This window comes from Curtobacterium sp. L6-1, from assembly GCF_018885305.1.
Taxonomy (GTDB): Bacteria; Actinomycetota; Actinomycetes; order Actinomycetales; family Microbacteriaceae; genus Curtobacterium; species Curtobacterium aetherium.
On sequence record NZ_CP076544.1, the window covers coordinates 3,252,759 to 3,267,713 of the forward strand.

At 72.8% G+C, this 14,955-nt stretch carries 17 protein-coding genes, 1 tRNA gene and 1 riboswitch; of the genes, 7 read left to right on the forward strand and 11 right to left on the reverse strand.

Annotation, left to right across the window (positions count from 1 at the left end):
- The first annotated feature begins 65 nt into the window (after window positions 1–65).
- Complete coding sequence (locus tag KM842_RS15075; RefSeq protein WP_216259620.1) at window positions 66–911, forward strand: helix-turn-helix transcriptional regulator; 846 nt, start codon at window positions 66–68, stop codon at window positions 909–911.
- 14 nt (window positions 912–925) lie between these two features.
- On the opposite strand, the gene nagA is transcribed toward KM842_RS15075, so the two are convergent.
- The 4 genes from nagA to KM842_RS15095 form a co-directional block, all read right to left on the reverse strand.
- Window positions 926–2,089 carry an N-acetylglucosamine-6-phosphate deacetylase gene (gene nagA, locus KM842_RS15080; protein WP_216259622.1) on the reverse strand — a complete coding sequence of 388 codons (1,164 nt, stop codon included), beginning with the start codon at window positions 2,087–2,089 and terminating at the stop codon, window positions 926–928.
- Window positions 2,086–2,493, reverse strand: a complete 408-nt coding sequence (locus KM842_RS15085) for a YrdB family protein (protein WP_216259624.1) — start codon at window positions 2,491–2,493, stop codon at window positions 2,086–2,088. Before KM842_RS15085 ends, nagA begins: the two co-directional genes overlap by 4 nt.
- 8 nt (window positions 2,494–2,501) lie before the next feature.
- The gene (gene purU, locus KM842_RS15090; protein WP_253206157.1) at window positions 2,502–3,401 is read right to left on the reverse strand and encodes a formyltetrahydrofolate deformylase; all 900 of its coding nucleotides are present in this window, start codon (window positions 3,399–3,401) and stop codon (window positions 2,502–2,504) included.
- A 95-nt stretch (window positions 3,402–3,496) separates the two neighbouring features.
- Window positions 3,497–3,958 carry a MarR family winged helix-turn-helix transcriptional regulator gene (locus KM842_RS15095; RefSeq protein ID WP_216259627.1) on the reverse strand — a complete coding sequence of 154 codons (462 nt, stop codon included), beginning with the start codon at window positions 3,956–3,958 and terminating at the stop codon, window positions 3,497–3,499.
- A gap of 78 nt (window positions 3,959–4,036) precedes the next feature.
- Between KM842_RS15095 and KM842_RS15100 the strand changes: the two genes are divergently transcribed.
- Window positions 4,037–4,912: an NmrA family NAD(P)-binding protein gene (locus KM842_RS15100; RefSeq protein WP_216259629.1), complete on the forward strand. Its 876-nt coding sequence runs from the start codon at window positions 4,037–4,039 to the stop codon at window positions 4,910–4,912.
- Between the two features lie 95 nt (window positions 4,913–5,007).
- On the opposite strand, the gene KM842_RS15105 is transcribed toward KM842_RS15100, so the two are convergent.
- Both KM842_RS15105 and clpS read right to left on the reverse strand, forming a co-directional pair.
- Window positions 5,008–5,484 carry a DUF2017 family protein gene (locus KM842_RS15105; RefSeq protein ID WP_216259630.1) on the reverse strand — a complete coding sequence of 159 codons (477 nt, stop codon included), beginning with the start codon at window positions 5,482–5,484 and terminating at the stop codon, window positions 5,008–5,010.
- A gap of 13 nt (window positions 5,485–5,497) precedes the next feature.
- Window positions 5,498–5,785 (reverse strand): ATP-dependent Clp protease adapter ClpS, encoded by a 288-nt coding sequence (clpS, locus tag KM842_RS15110; RefSeq protein ID WP_216259632.1) that lies wholly within the window; start codon window positions 5,783–5,785, stop codon window positions 5,498–5,500.
- A 38-nt stretch (window positions 5,786–5,823) separates the two neighbouring features.
- Window positions 5,824–5,909: riboswitch (ZMP/ZTP riboswitch) on the forward strand.
- Window positions 5,910–5,963: 54 nt separating this feature from the next.
- On the opposite strand from clpS, the gene glyA reads away from it, so the two are divergent.
- Window positions 5,964–7,268 carry a serine hydroxymethyltransferase gene (gene glyA / locus KM842_RS15115; RefSeq protein WP_301183806.1) on the forward strand — a complete coding sequence of 435 codons (1,305 nt, stop codon included), beginning with the start codon at window positions 5,964–5,966 and terminating at the stop codon, window positions 7,266–7,268.
- Window positions 7,269–7,285: 17 nt separating this feature from the next.
- Window positions 7,286–8,197, forward strand: a complete 912-nt coding sequence (locus KM842_RS15120; protein ID WP_253206389.1) for a tetrahydrofolate dehydrogenase/cyclohydrolase catalytic domain-containing protein — start codon at window positions 7,286–7,288, stop codon at window positions 8,195–8,197.
- Window positions 8,198–8,437: 240 nt separating this feature from the next.
- Here the strand turns inward: KM842_RS15120 and galK are convergent, their stop codons facing one another.
- Window positions 8,438–9,574, reverse strand: coding sequence for a galactokinase (gene galK, locus KM842_RS15125; protein WP_216259636.1), 1,137 nt, complete (start codon window positions 9,572–9,574; stop codon window positions 8,438–8,440).
- Window positions 9,571–10,668 carry a galactose-1-phosphate uridylyltransferase gene (gene galT, locus KM842_RS15130; protein ID WP_216259638.1) on the reverse strand — a complete coding sequence of 366 codons (1,098 nt, stop codon included), beginning with the start codon at window positions 10,666–10,668 and terminating at the stop codon, window positions 9,571–9,573. The genes galK and galT overlap by 4 nt, the downstream gene beginning before the upstream one ends.
- Window positions 10,669–10,731: 63 nt before the next feature.
- On the opposite strand from galT, the gene KM842_RS15135 reads away from it, so the two are divergent.
- Both KM842_RS15135 and KM842_RS15140 read left to right on the forward strand, forming a co-directional pair.
- Window positions 10,732–11,577, forward strand: a complete 846-nt coding sequence (locus KM842_RS15135; protein WP_216259640.1) for a DeoR/GlpR family DNA-binding transcription regulator — start codon at window positions 10,732–10,734, stop codon at window positions 11,575–11,577.
- Complete coding sequence (locus KM842_RS15140) at window positions 11,574–12,509, forward strand: aldose 1-epimerase family protein (protein WP_216259641.1); 936 nt, start codon at window positions 11,574–11,576, stop codon at window positions 12,507–12,509. Before KM842_RS15135 ends, KM842_RS15140 begins: the two co-directional genes overlap by 4 nt.
- Before the next feature lie 186 nt (window positions 12,510–12,695).
- Here the strand turns inward: KM842_RS15140 and KM842_RS15145 are convergent, their stop codons facing one another.
- The 3 genes from KM842_RS15145 to KM842_RS15155 all read right to left on the reverse strand — a co-directional run bounded on the left by KM842_RS15145 (window position 12,696) and on the right by KM842_RS15155 (window position 14,066).
- Window positions 12,696–13,016, reverse strand: a complete 321-nt coding sequence (locus tag KM842_RS15145) for a hypothetical protein (RefSeq protein ID WP_216259642.1) — start codon at window positions 13,014–13,016, stop codon at window positions 12,696–12,698.
- Between the two features lie 161 nt (window positions 13,017–13,177).
- Window positions 13,178–13,816 carry a TetR/AcrR family transcriptional regulator gene (locus tag KM842_RS15150; RefSeq protein WP_216259643.1) on the reverse strand — a complete coding sequence of 213 codons (639 nt, stop codon included), beginning with the start codon at window positions 13,814–13,816 and terminating at the stop codon, window positions 13,178–13,180.
- Between the two features lie 177 nt (window positions 13,817–13,993).
- Window positions 13,994–14,066, reverse strand: a tRNA-Lys gene (locus tag KM842_RS15155).
- A 43-nt stretch (window positions 14,067–14,109) separates the two neighbouring features.
- Here KM842_RS15155 and KM842_RS15160 point away from each other — a divergent pair.
- Window positions 14,110–14,739 carry a DNA-directed RNA polymerase subunit beta gene (locus KM842_RS15160; RefSeq protein WP_216259644.1) on the forward strand — a complete coding sequence of 210 codons (630 nt, stop codon included), beginning with the start codon at window positions 14,110–14,112 and terminating at the stop codon, window positions 14,737–14,739.
- Window positions 14,740–14,955: the final 216 nt, after the last annotated feature.

The following is a 14,955-nucleotide window of genomic DNA, read 5'->3' on the forward strand; positions in this document are numbered from 1 at the left end:
GGCTGCGTCCTCCCGGGGTGCGCGAGGGCCAGGGAGACGCGGCGATCTGCGCCTACCGTGGACGTGTGTCCCCGCCCGATCACGACCGCAGCCTCGCCGCCTACCTCCGTGCTGTCCGTGCGCGCTGCTCCCCGGAGGCGCTCGGGTTGCCCGCTGGCGGCGTCCGCCGCGTGGCGGGGCTCCGGCGCGAGGAGGTGGCCGTGCTCGGTGGCCTCAGCGTCGACTACTACACGCGTCTCGAGCAGGGACGGGAGGTCAGCCCGGGTGCGGCGGTGCTCGAGGGCATCGCAGCCGGGCTGGAGCTCGAGGGGGACGAGCGCGACCACCTGTTCACCCTGGCCGGGTTGACCGCGCCGCCACGGGTGCACGCTGCGGCGACGTCCGTGACACCGGCGCTCGCGCAACTCCTCGACTCCTGGTCCGCGCAGCCCGCGTTCGTCATCAACCCGGCGCACGACGTCCTCGCCGCGAACGCGCTCGCCCGCGCGGTGTACGCGCCGTTCGGTGAGCTCGACAACCTCGTGCGGATGACCTTCCTCGAGCCGGCGGCCCGGCGCTTCCACGTCGACTGGGCACGGACCGCCGACTCGACCGTGGCGAGTCTCCGGGCGGCGACGACGGGGTTCGAGGCCGACCCCCGGCTGTTGAGCGTGGTGGAGTCGGTGCGCGAGCGGAGTCCGGAGTTCGAGGAGCGGTGGCGAGCACAGCGCGTCCAGCGGAAGACCGCGACCCTCAAGCAGTTCCTGCACGACGAGGTCGGACGGTTGGAGTTCGACGCACACTCCTTCGCCGTCCAGGGTGCGCCGGGTCTGCAGCTCGTCGTCTACGGGGTCGAACCGGGGTCGGCGACGGCACGGGTCGTCCCGCTGCTCTCCGTGGGCATGACGGCGAGGACCCCGGCAGGGCGGTAGCGTCCCGCCGGCCGTCAGCGCAGCTCGCGCCCGCCGCCCCACACCCGCCGCACCTCGAGCGCCAGCGACAGCGCCACGAGGTCCGCCGCGTACCCCGGCGCGAGTCGGCCGAGCCGGTCCCCGAGCCCGAGCGCCGCAGCCGGGATGCTCGTGAGCGCCGCCACGGCCTCGGGCAGCGTCCGCCCGGCGAGGGCCACGGCGTTCCGGAGTGCGACGTCCTGCGTCAGGGTCGATCCCGCGATGGTGTCCGTCCCGGCGACGCGCGCTACCCCGTCGGTCACGGTGACGTCGAGCGAGCCGAGGCGGTACTCGCCGTCGGCTGCTCCCGCTGCACCCATCGCGTCGGTGATGAGCGCGACCCGACCCGGGGCGGCGCGGAACAGCGTCTCGGCGACGAGGGGGTGCACGTGCACGGCGTCGAGGATGAGCTCGAGCGTGACCCGGTCGTCCCCGACCGCCGCTCCGATCGGACCCGGAGCACGGTGGTGCAGCCCGGGCATCGCGTTGAACGCGTGCGTCAGGACGGCGGCGCCGGCGTCGAACGCGGCACGCGCCTGGTCGAGGGTCCCGACGGTGTGCCCGACCGCGACCGTGACGCCGGCGGCGACGAACCGGCGGACGGCGTCGATCGCTCCCGGCAGCTCGGGCGCGATGGTGATCTGCCGGAGGACACCCCCGCCGGCTTCGAGCAGGGTGTCGACGTCCGCCGGGGTCGGCGCGAGGAGGTGGTCCTCGTTGTGGGCGCCCTTGTTGTGCGGGGACAGGAACGGCCCCTCTAGGTGGACGCCGAGCACGAGCGGGTCCGTCGCCATGACGGCCCGCACCTGCGCCAGCGACGCGACGAGTGCGGGGACGGGGTTCGCGACGAGCGACAGCACCGACCGGGTGGTGCCGTGCGCGCGGTGCACGGCCAGGGCGCGGGCGAAGGACGCGTCCTCGTACGCCTCGGTCGCGCCGCCGTGCCCGTGCAGGTCGACGAACCCGGGCGTCAGGATCGCGTCGCCGAGGTCGACGACCTCCTCCGCCGCGGGTGCGGCTCCGGACCCGACCTGGAGGATCGTGTCGCCTCCGACGAGCACCCACCCGTCCTCGACGGACCCGGCCGCGTCGACCAGGTGGGCGGCGCGCACCAGCGTGGTCCGGGCCTCCCGACCGGCCCCGTGGCCCGTGTCGGTCATGCGGTCTCCCGCCGGAACGCGACCACGCCGCTGACCGCCGCGACCACGACGAAGACGAGCCCGACGACGGGGTGGCCGAGCGAGATCCAGGTGGCACCAGCGGCGACGACGAGGGCGGTCTCGACGACGGTCTTCCCGACGACGTCGGTCTCGATCGGGGAGCGCGGTGACCGGAAGAGGTACCAGACGACGGCCGCGAAGAGCGGGGCGCCGACGATGAAGAACACCGCCGGGAACGGGTACGGCCACGCCAGGTAGCCCCAGTACGCCAGGGACAGCAGGCCGAACGCGCACACCAGGAAGCGGATGACCGTCCAGACGTCCGCTGGACGACGGGGCGTGGACGCCGACGCGGGCACGGGGTCGTCGCCCGGGTCGACCGGGCTGCGGGGAGCGTCGCGCATCGCCGGGCCTACTTGAAGATGATCGTGCGGGCGCCGTCGAGGAGCACGCGGTCCTCGGCGATCCAGCGGACGGCCTGGGTCAGGGTGCGGGACTCCTCGTCCTGCCCGATCGACACCAGCTCGGCGGGGCCCTTCGTGTGGTCGACGCGGACGACGTTCTGCTCGATGATCGGGCCCTCGTCGAGGTCGCTCGTGACGAAGTGCGCCGTCGCACCGATGAGCTTCACCCCGCGGGCGTGCGCCTGCCGGTACGGGTTCGCGCCCTTGAAGCCGGGCAGGAACGAGTGGTGGATGTTCACGGCACGACCGGCGAGGGCCGCGCAGAGCTCGGGGGAGAGGATCTGCATGTACCGGGCGAGGACGACGAGCTCGATGTCGTGCTCCTCGACGGCCTCGAGGATCCGGCGCTCCATCGCGGCCTTCGACCCTGCGTCGGACACCGGTCGGTGTTCGAACGGCACCGAGTAGAACGACGCCAGCTCGGCCAGGTCGGGGTGGTTCGCGAGGACGAGCGGCACGTCGATCGGCAGCTGTCCGCCGCGCTGCCGGTAGAGCAGGTCGTTGAGGCAGTGCCCGGCCTTCGACACGAGCACGAGCGTGCGCATCGGGCGGCCGACGACGTCGAGCTGCACGCGCATCCGGTAGCGCTCGACGACGGGGGCCAGTGCCTCCTGGAAGGTCTGTCGGTCGACCGGCGCCATCACCTGCAGGCGCATGAAGAAGGTGTTCGTGTCGTCGCTCGAGAACTGCTGCGACTCGGTGATGTTCCCCTCGGCCGCGACGACCGCTCCGGACACGGCGTGCACGATCCCGGGCTGGTCGTCGCAGACCAGCGTGAGGGTCCAGTGCGTGGGGTTCTCGGGCGTCGGGTCGGTCACCGGATCAGGGTACCGGGGGCGTGCGCGCATCCGCGCGTGGCCGGACGGGAGGCACGGTGCGGTTCCGGCGGGTCGCCGCGCATCACGCAGGTGGTCCGATCCGCGGTCCGCTCCGGTCCGCCGGGTCAGGGGACGGTGTCCGCCGACCCCGCGGTGTCGCCGAGCAGGGGCCGGAGGGTCGCGACGAGGGCGTCGCTCTGCGCCGGGTCGTCGCCGAACCACCGGTTGCTCGCGTGGACGAGCGGGTACGCGCGGCCGAGCAGGTCGCGACCGGCACCGGTGAGGTGGATCCGCGACTGACGGCCGCGCCCGCGTTCCGTCCCGCGGTCGAGGAGCCCGCGGTCGTGCAGCCCGGTCACGAGGGACGTCATGCTCTGGGGGCGGACGCCGACCGCGCGCGCGAGCTCCGCCTGGCTCAGGCCGTCCGCCGCGGCGAGCTGCACGAGGACCCCGAACTCCACCGGGGTGAGGTCGAGGGGTTCCAGTTCCGTCGCCAGGCGTCGGGCGAGTGCACGGGCCGCCCGGATGACGGTCCACGCGGCGATGGCGTCGACGTCGTCTCGCGTCGCTGCGAACTCCCGGGGCACGGTCCGATCGTAGGGCGTACGGTCGAGTATCAGGAGACTGATACTCCGACCGGTGGTCGGAGACGAGCAGGAGGAACCATGACCGACACCATCGCCGTGACCGGTGCGACCGGCGACGTCGGCGGCAAGACCGTCGAGATGCTGCACGCGGCGGGAGCGGACGTCCGCGCGGTCGTCCGCCGCCCCGACCAGGTCCGGGCGTTCCGCGACCGGGGCATCGACGCCCGCCTCGCCGACCTGGGCGACGGGGCAGCGCTCACCGCCGCGCTCGACGGCGTCGACCAGCTGTTCGTCGTGACCGCCGCCACCGAACGCCAGGCCGAGCACGGCATCGTCGCGGTCCACGCCGCACGGGCCGCCGGTGTCCGCGCGGTCGTGCACCTGTCCGGCGGGGACGCGGCCGAGCACTCGCCGATGCCCTGGGCCGCCGCCGTCTGGCGCATCGACCGCGCCGTCCGTGCCAGCGGCCTCGAGTGGACGATCCTGCACCCGTCCGGGTTCATGACGAACCTGGTGTCCTCCGGCCCGGCGATCCGCCGCGGGGTGTTCCCGCAGACGATGGGCGACGGGGTGATCGGGTGGATCGACACCGCCGACATCGCCCGGGTCGCGAGCGCCGTGCTGCGGGACGGCGTCCACCACGGCGCGGAGCCCGTGCTGACCGGGCCCGAGCTGCTCGACGGCCGCGGGGTGGCCCGGGAGCTCACGACCGGTCTCGGGCGGACCGTGCGGTACCTGCACCTGCCGAGCCGGGTGTTCGGCGGCGCGCTCCGGCTCACCGGGATGTCCGCGTGGCAGGCCGAGGGGCTCCGGCAGCAGTTCGGCCGCGTCGCCCGGCGGGGCCTCGACGGCGTGGACCAGCACACCGACGAGGTCGAGCGGATCGCCGGTACGCCGGCGACGTCGCTTGCCGACTGGGCGCGGGCCCACCGGCGGGAGCTGCTCGGGCGCTGAGCGGGCGGGCCGAGGACCGGCGGACGGGGCACCGGCTGGACGGGGAGTCGGCGGGCCGGGGCCGCGGGGCGGACGCGGGGCGTGCCTCCCGGCCGTCAGCGCGACGAGATCGTGACGACCAGGTGCTCCTGCACGTACCCGAGCCAGTCGTAGACGTCGCGCAGGCCGACGCTGCCGTCGTCGCCGTCCAGCCCGTTGTCGGCCGTCTCGCGGTCGACGATCCCCAGGCGGTCGGCGATCGTGAGCCGCAGGTCCGTCAGGCTGCGGAGCCACGCCTGCTGGTCCGACGCCGCCAGGGCACCCTCGCGGGTGCCGGTGAGCCACTCGTGCACGACCGTCGCGTTCGCGGACTTCGCCGTGCGCAGGTCGTCCTGCGTGTAGCGGCGGAACTCGGCGCTCGCCGCGTCGTCCTCGGGGTAGGCGTCCGGGAACATGCGGACCGCCACCGGGTCGGTCGCCAGGTCGTGGTCGAGGACCTGGCGCAGCTGCTCGACCAGGGACGTCAGGACCGCGCGCTCGCCGGAGGCCAGCCCGAGGTGCACGCCGTCCGCGCGGCGGACGAACGGGATCACGCGACGCCGCCGGTCATGCTGCCGGCGCCCGGTCGACGGTGGCCTGCAGGCCGTAGCCGTGCATCGCCTCGACGTGGCGCTCCATCTCCTCTCGGTGGCCGGTGGCGACGACCGCCCGACCGTCCGCGTCGACCTGGTGCATGAGACGCTCGGCCTTCGCACGCGGGAAGCCGAAGTACGACTCGAAGACGTAGGTGACGTACGACATCAGGTTGACCGGGTCGTCCCACACCACGGTGGTCCACGGCACGTCGGCGCGCACCGAGGTCCGCTCGTCGACGTCCGGACTCAGCATGGTCATGCACACAAGGGTGACACGAACCGGCGGCCTCGGTACGATCGACGGGTCGCGACTGGCGTTGGATGGGTCACCATCGGGGAGCGACACCTGACACGGAGCGCAGCCGTACGCCTGGGCCGCGCCCACCCGTCCACCCCGTCGTGCTCGCGTGCGCGGCGGCCAGACAACGAGGAGTCCCGTGTCCATCACCGATCTCAGCCCCGCCGCGGTCCAGTCCGACACCGCCCGGAACACCTTCAACGCCCCGCTCTCCGAGGTCGACCCGGAGATCGCCGCCGTCCTGCAGCAGGAGCTCGGACGGCAGCGCGACTACCTCGAGATGATCGCGTCCGAGAACTTCGTCCCGCGTGCCGTGCTCGAGTCGCAGGGCTCCGTCCTGACGAACAAGTACGCCGAGGGCTACCCGGGCAAGCGCTACTACGGCGGCTGCGAGTACGTCGACGTCGCCGAGCAGCTCGCCATCGACCGCGCCAAGGCCCTGTTCGGTGCCGCCTACGCGAACGTCCAGCCGCACTCCGGCGCCACGGCGAACGCCGCGGTCCTGCACGCCATCGCCTCCGCCGGGGACACGATCCTCGGCCTCGAGCTCGCGCACGGCGGGCACCTGACCCACGGCATGAAGCTCAACTTCTCCGGCCGCATCTACAACGCGGTCTCCTACGGCGTCGACCCGGAGACCTTCGAGGTCGACTACGACGACATCCGCGCCAAGGCGATCGAGCACCAGCCGAAGGTCCTCATCGCCGGCTGGTCCGCCTACCCCCGCCAGCTCGACTTCGCGAAGTTCCGCGAGATCGCGGACGAGGTCGGCGCGAAGCTCTGGGTCGACATGGCGCACTTCGCCGGTCTCGTCGCCGCGGGTCTGCACCCGTCGCCGGTCCCGCACGCGCACGTCGTGTCGTCGACGGTGCACAAGACGCTCGCCGGTCCCCGCTCGGGCATCATCCTGTCCAACGACGAGACGCTGTTCAAGAAGCTGAACTCGGCCGTGTTCCCGGGGCAGCAGGGCGGCCCGCTCATGCACGTCATCGCGGCGAAGGCCACCGCGTTCCTGCTCGCCGGCACCCCGGAGTTCAAGGACCGCCAGGAGCGCACCATCCGCGGCGCGAAGGCCCTCGCGTCGCGTCTGACGCAGGCGGACGCCAAGGCCGCCGGCATCGACGTCCTGACCGGTGGCACCGACGTGCACCTGGTCCTCGTCGACCTGCGCGAGTCCGAGGTCGACGGCAAGCAGGCCGAGGACCTCCTGCACGAGGTCGGCATCACCGTGAACCGCAACAGCGTGCCGTTCGACCCGCGGCCGCCGATGGTCACCTCGGGTGTCCGCATCGGTACGTCGGCGCTCGCCACCCGCGGGTTCGGCGACGCCGAGTTCACCGAGGTGGCGGACGTCATCGCGCTGGCGCTCATGCCGAACCCCGACATCGCAGCGCTCTCGGCCCGGGTGAAGGCCCTGACCGACGCGTTCCCGCTCTACGCGTGAGCGGCGCCGTGGCTGATCTGCCGCGCGCGCGCTGGGCGGGTGAGGGCAGTGCCGTCCGCATCGACGGCACCGCCCTCGCCGCCCGCACGCTCGACGACCTGAAGGTCCGCATCGACCGCCTGCACGACCACGGGTTCCGCCCCGGGCTCGGCACGATCATGGTCGGGCAGAACGCGGGCTCCGTGTCGTACGTCGCCGGCAAGCACAAGGACTCGGCGCAGATCGGGCTCGACTCGGTCCGCATCGACCTGCCCGAGACCGCCAGCGCCGCGGACATCCGGGGCGCGATCCTGCAGATGAACGACGACCCCCGGGTTACCGCGTTCATCGTGCAGCTCCCGCTGCCGCAGGGCATCGACCCCATCCCGATGCTCGAGCTGATGAACCCCGCGAAGGACGCCGACGGTCTGCACCCGACGAACCTCGGGGAGCTCGTGCTCGCCGTGCCCGGTGGAGCCGGCACGATCGACGCCCCGCTGCCGTGCACCCCGCGCGGCATCGTCGCGATGCTCGAGGCGTACGACGTCCCGATCCGGGGCCAGCACGTCACGATCATCGGGCAGGGTCTGACGGTCGGGCGTCCGCTCGGCCTGCTGCTCACCCGCCTCGAGGCCACCGCCACCCTGACGCACTCCCTGACCGAGGACGTCGCGGCCGAGTGCCGTCGCGCCGACATCATCGTCGCTGCCGCGGGGGTCGCCGGGCTCGTGCAGCCGGACTGGGTCAAGCCGGGTGCCGCGGTCATCGACGTGGGCATCAGCCGCATCGTCGACGAGTCGACCGGCAAGGCGAAGCTCCGCGGGGACGTCGACCCCGCGGTCGCGTCCGTCGCCGGGTTCCTGTCGCCCACGCCCGGAGGCGTCGGGCCCATGACCCGGGCGATGCTCATGAAGAACGTCGTCGAGGCCGCCGAGCGGCACCTGCGGTAGCGGTCGCGCCGGGTGCAGCCGGCTGGATGCCAGCGGGCCGGCCGCCGCCCGGTCGGCAACCGCTGGCGGGCTGGCCGCCGCCCGGCCGGCAGCCGCTGGCGGGCTGGCCGCCTGTCATCCGCGCGGAAGCGACAGATCACCGTGGACGGCGCACGGTGATCTGTCGCTTTCGCACGCCACTCGCCGTCCACCCGGACCGGAGGCACGGATCGGCTCCGGCCCCGGGCACCGCGCAGCGCGTCAGTCGCGCCGGGCGCCCTGCGCCGCGTGCACCGTGAACACGGTGGGCTCGCGGTACCCGGCCTCGGCGAAGGCGGCGGTGACGGCCGCGGCGATCGTGTCACGTGCCTCCAGGTCGACCAGCGCGATCGCGGCACCGCCGAAGCCGCCACCGGTCATGCGGGCGCCCACGGCGCCGTGCTGCATCGCGGTCTCGACGGCGAGGTCGAGCTCCGGCACCGAGATCTCGAAGTCGTCGCGCATCGACGCGTGGGAGGCGACGAGCAGGTCGCCGATCGCGCGCGGTCCCTGTTCGCGGAGCGTGCGGACGGTGTCGAGGACGCGCTGGTCCTCGGTCACGATGTGCCGGACGCGACGGAAGGTCTCGTCGTCGAGCAGCTCCTGGGCGCGGGGCAGGTCCTCGACCGTGACGTCGCGGAGGGCGGAGACGCCCAGCACCTGCGCGCCGCGCTCGCACGAGTCACGGCGGGCCTTGTACCCGCCGGTCGCGTGGGCGTGTTCGACGCGGGTGTCGATGACGAGGACCTCGAGGCCGTTCGCCTCGAGCGCCAGGTCGACGACGGCGGTGTCGAGCGTGCGGCAGTCGAGGAACACGACCGCGTCCTGCTCGCCGAGCAGTGAGGCGGACTGGTCCATGATCCCGGTCGGTGCGCCGACGGCGTGGTTCTCGGAGTACTGGCCGACCCGGGCCAGCGCCTTGCGGTCGAGTCCGAGGTCCCACAGGTCGCTCAGCGCGAGCGCGATGCCGCACTCGATCGCCGCGCTCGAGGAGAGCCCGGCACCGACGGGGACGTCGGAGTCGATGAACACGTCGAACCCGGTCCGGCCGTCGAGCGAGACGCCGGCTTGCTCGCGGAGTGCCCAGGCGATGCCGAAGACGTACGACGACCAGCCGTCCATGCCCTCGGGCGACAGCGCGTCGAGCGAGAGCTCGTGGACGGCGTCCGGCTCGAAGGCGGACGCGACCCGGAGGAGGCGGTCCTCGCGCGGAGCGATCGAGGCCGTCGTGCGCCGGTCGATCGCGAAGGGCAGCACGTACCCGTCGTTGTAGTCGGTGTGCTCGCCGATCAGGTTGACGCGACCGGGGGCGGAGTACCGCACCGCCGGCTCGTACCCGTAGACCTGCTGGAACGTCATGCTCGTTCGATCCCTCCTCGGATGAACTCGGCCGCCTTCTCGGGGACCAGGTCCCCGATCCACGCGCCCATCGCGGCCTCACTGCCGGCCAGGAACTTCAACTTGTCCGCCGCACGACGCGGCGAGGTGATCTGCAGCATCAGCCGCACGGTGTCCCGCGCGGTGTGCACGGGGGCCTGGTGCCACGCCGCGATGTAGGGCGTCGGGTCGCCGTAGAGCGCGTCGAGGCCACGCGTCAGCCGCAGGTGCATGTGCGCGAGTTCGTCCTTCTCGGCGTCGGTCAGGCCCGCGAAGTCCGGTACGTGGCGGTGCGGCAGCATGTGGACCTCGATCGGCCAGCGCGCGGCGAACGGCACGAAGGCGGTGAAGTGCTCGCCGGCGAGGACGACCCGCTCCGACGCGCGCTCGTTCGCGAGGTGCTGCTCGAACAGGTCCGGGCCGAAGCGCTCGATCGACGCGAGCAGGCGCTGCGTCCGGGGCGTGACGTACGGGTAGGCGTAGATCTGCCCGTGTGGGTGGTGCAGCGTGACGCCGATGGCCTCGCCGCGGTTCTCGAAGGGGAACACCTGCTGGATGCCGGGCATCGCGGAGAGCGCGGCGGTCCGGTCGGCCCACGCCTCGACGACGGTGCGGGCGCGCGACTCGGAGATCGACGCGAAGGAGCCGCTCGTCTCGGGGGAGAAGCACACGACCTCGCAGCGGCCGACGCTCCGGAGCTGGCGGTTCAGCCCGACGTCGGACAGGGACGCGAGCGACTCGGGGGCGTCGTCGGCCTCGAGCACCGGGCCGAACGACGGGGACCGGTTCTCGAACACGGCGACGTCGTAGCGGCTCGGGATCTCAGAGGGGTTCGCGGCCGTCTGCGGCGCGAGCGGGTCCTGGTCGGCGGGCGGCAGGAACACACGGTTCTGCCGCGAGCTGGCGATGGACACCCACTCACCGGTCAGGACGTCCTGCCGCATCCGCGCCGTCTCCGGCCGGGGGTCGAGCACCCGCTCGTCGATGCTCCGCTCGGCGGGGAGCGTGGAGTCCGCGTCGTCGAAGTAGAAGAGGTCGCGGCCGTCCGCGAGCGTCGTCGCACGTTTCGTGATCACCGGCTCACTGTACTCCGGTACGAAGGGTTGCGAAAGCAAGTGGAAGCAGACGAAACTCGGGCTGTGACCGATGACGAGCCTCCCGTCCTGCCGGCCCTGCTGCGGCAGGACCGCATCGTCGCGCTCGTCGACGGGGCGCCCGGCATGGTCCGCACGGCGGCCCTGGCCGCCGCCGTCGGCACGAGCGAGGTGACGGTCCGTCAGGACCTCGCCGCCCTCGACCGGGAGGCCCGCATCCGTCGGGTGCACGGCGGCGCGGTCCGCCTCGGGGTCGGGTCGCGCGAACGTCCGCTCGAGGAGACCGCCGTCGAGAACAGCACCGCCAAGGCTGCGATCGGCCGGGCCGCGGCCGACCTCGTGCGCTCCGGCCAGTGCATCGTGCTCGACGTCGGGACCACCCCTGCCGCCGTCGCCGAGGCGCTCGTCGCCCGCGAGGACCTGGTCGACGTCACCGTCGTCACGAACTCCCTGACGACCGCGCTCGCCCTCGAACGCGCCGTCCCGCGCTTCACGGTCGTCGTCACCGGGGGCACGCTCCGGCCGCTGCAGCACTCGCTCGTGGCGCCGTTCAACGCCACTGTGCTGCCGATGCTCTCCGCCGACCTGGTGTTCCTCGGCGGCACCGGCCTGGACGTCGACCACGGACTGACGAACGTGAACCTGCCCGAGACCGAGGCCAAGCGGGTCCTCGCGGCGGCGGGCAGGCGTACCGTCGTGGTCGCGGACGGGTCGAAGTTCGGCCGGGCCGACATCGGCGTGGTGAGCACGCTGCAGGACGTCGACGTCGTCGTCACCGCGGGCGTCAGCCCGGACGCGGTCGACCCGATCCGGGCCGCCGGGGTCCAGGTCGTCGTCGCGGACGGACCAGCGGGCACGACCCGCACATCGGAGAGGAACCAGCACCCATGAGCACAGCGGCACCCACCGGCGGCCAGTACCACCTGCGGCACGCGGGACCCGACGGCGTCGTCGAGGCCGTCGTCACCGAGGTGGCGGCCGGCATCCGGGAGCTCCGGGTCGCGGGCTTCGACCTCACCGAGCCCTTCCCGGCCAGCGAGGCACCCGCTGGGGCGAACGGCATCGTGCTCGCGCCGTGGCCGAACCGCGTCGCCGGAGGTGCCTGGCAGCTCGACGGGAAGACGCAGCAGCTCGACGTCTCGGAGCCGAAGTACGGCAACGCCTCGCACGGGCTGCTGCGGTTCGCGCCCTACCGTGTCGTCGGCCAGACGGAGTCAGCGGTCGAGCAGCAGGCGACGATCCACCCGCAGCACGGCTGGCCGTTCACCCTCGAGACGCGGGTGCACCACGAGCTCGTCGACGACGGCATCCGGATCACCCACACCATCACGAACCGCTCGGGCCGACCGGCACCGTTCGCCGTCGGGGCGCACCCGTACCTGCGGGCCGGCGACACCCCGGCCGAGGACCTGACGATCCGGCTCGACGCCGCCACCGCGTTCACCGTCGACGACCGGAAGATCCCCGACGGCACGCGGCCGGTCGAGGGCACCGACGTCGACCTGCGCCAGGGACGGCGGGCCGGCGACGCGGACCTCGACACGGCCTACACGGACGTCGCGCCGGACGCCGAGGGCATCCGCCGCACGACGCTGCACGGGCCGGAGGGCGACGGGGTCGAGCTGTGGCAGGACGAGTCGTTCCCGTACGTGCAGGTCTTCACGTCACGCGAGTTCCCCCGCGGGGACGGCAAGGGGCTGGCGGTCGCCGTCGAGCCGATGACCGCTCCGGCGGACGCGCTCAACTCCGGGGAGGGTCTGCGCTGGCTCGAGGCCGACGAGACCTGGACCGGCTCGTGGGGGATCCGCCGCGTCTGGTCGTGACCAGCTGCCGCGGGAGGCGCCTCACCGGAGCGCTGGGTCGAGTCCCGTGAGGGCCACCCGGAGTCGCACTCCGGGCGGGTGACGCTGCGTCGTGCGTCGCGTTCCTCGGGTCGGGCCTCGTGCGTCGTGCCCCGCGGGTCGTCGTGCCGTGCGCGTCGTCCGTCGCGCCTCGGGGCGTGACGGGTGTCAGCCGCGGCGCATGCGCAGCGCCTCGACCGCGAGCGACTCACTCGGGTAGCGCCCGATCTCCTGCGCCCACGCCGGGTCGTCACCGCGCAGCGCGAGGAAGTCCTTGCGCTGACGGACGACGTACCCGAGCACGGCGGTGCCGGTGGCGACCTCGGCGAAGTCGTTGCGGATGTGCCGCGTGGTGACCGCCGCGTTCCGGCGGAGCGTGTCGAGCAGGAGCTCGTCGCTCATGGTCGTCCCGGTGGCGGCGGCGAGCTCGACGAGGCGGCGCGCGTCACCGGTGGAGCTGGTCTGCGTGGCGTCGATGGGCTCGATCACGATGTACCCCGTTCGGTGTGGTGCGTTCAGTGCTGTGGCCCCGCAGGGGGCGGAACCAGGAACGACCATATCGAGGTGAATCCAACAGACCGCTGAACGAAGTGCTCATGTGGACAGTGCGGCGGCCGAGGATCAGGTGGGGAGGACTTGTACCCCGCGCGCTAGCTCGCGTGCGACAGGTCCCACACCGGCGGCACGTACGCGCGGGACCAGCCCTCGCGCAGGCGGGTGACGGCGCGGTCGAACGACTCGAGCAGGTCCATCTCCGGTCGGACCATCGACTGCAACTGCAGGCCCTCGTACGTGGCGATCAGCTGCTCGGCGCCGCGGGCCGGCTCCATCGTGTGCGGTTCACGGCCGACGGCGACGTCCTGCGCGAGCGACTGCTGCACGAAGCCCTGGAACCGACGCCAGCGGCTGTGCAGCATCGGCGCGAGGGGGTGGTTCGGCGAAGCGGCGATGTTCAGCGTCGCCGTGAGGAACCGCATCAGCGACGGGTTCTCGATGTTCTTCATGACGATGGCGCGGAGGAAGCGGATCGTGCCCTGCTCGGGGGCGATCGGCATGAGGGGCGTCGTTCGCTCGTCGTTCCAGCGGTCGATGCTGGCGAGGAGCAGACCGTCCCAGCTCGGGAACGAGGACGTCATCGTGCCGAGGTCCAGGTTCGCCTCCTCGGCGACGCGGGCTGGCGTGACTTCGTGCAGGGGCAGTTCGTGGAGCACGCGGATCATCGCATCGACGATCTGCAGGCGGGTGGAGACGTCGTCGTGCTGTGCGGAGTCCATGGTGGCGCTGGGCATGTCAGCACCACATCACACGGTGGATGCGCGGGGTACCCCCACTCCGAGCCTGGTGTCCGGTGCGCGCAGCGGTGTGCCCCGGACGTGGGGCGTGACGGGGGCTGACGGGAGTAGGGGCCCGTGGGGCTCGAACCCGCGGCCCTCGGATGACGAGTCGGGTGGGTGGTGTGACCGGGGTGGGCCCCGTGGGGCTCGAACCCACGACCCTCGGATTAAAAGTCCGGTGCTCTACCAACTGAGCTAGAGGCCCTCGCGACCAAGGGTATCGGGAGAGCAGCGCCTACACTGTCGCGGTGCCTCGCGAACACCACCGTCCCGTCCAGTTCACCGATGCCGAGTTCGCCGCGCTCCAGGGCGGTGAGGACCCGGCCCTGGTGAACCGCGTCGCGCACGACACCGCGAACGCCCTGCTCCACCGCGTGCGCCAGGACCCGGACCCTCAGGTCGTCGAGCGTCTGGTCACCTACACGGACGTGCACGGCATCGAGGCGATCGCCGAGCTCTGGGCGCGGGTCGGTCCGCACACCCTGCCGGGAGCGCTCTGGCGCATCTACCTGGTTCGCACGGTCATCCGGCAGAACCCGGAGGAGATCGCGTACCTGTTCGAGCGCGGGACGGCGCTCATCGGGACGATCGACCAGGCGGTCGCGGGTGCCGAGGAGCCGACCGGACCGGCAGAGATCCTCACGCTGTCCGACCGGATCCTGCACGGCTTGTACACGGGTGACTTCGCGGTGGCGCTCGAGCGTGGTGCCGCGTTCGCGCGCCTCACGGCTGCGGGCGCGACCTCGGTGGCGGACGACGCCGACCTGACGGCGGCGGAGCGGGCCTCCGCCCTGACGACCCGTGCCTACCGGTTGGCGGAGTTGGCGGAGGACCTGTCGGCCGCTGCGGCGCTCTGGCGCCGCGAGAGCCTGGACTGATCCCGCGGACTGCCCGCCACGAGAGCCTGGACTGATCCCAGGCCGTCCGCCACGGGATGTCCCACGGCGGGACGTGCGCCGCGTCCGGACACGAAAAGACCGGGCCGCAGAAGCGCCTCTCGGCGCGAGGCCGCTCGGAGCGGCGAATATTGGAGCCCGGGGCTTGCTGCGGCCCGGCACGATCAAGTGTACGAGACGCATCCGTGCTCGTACCCA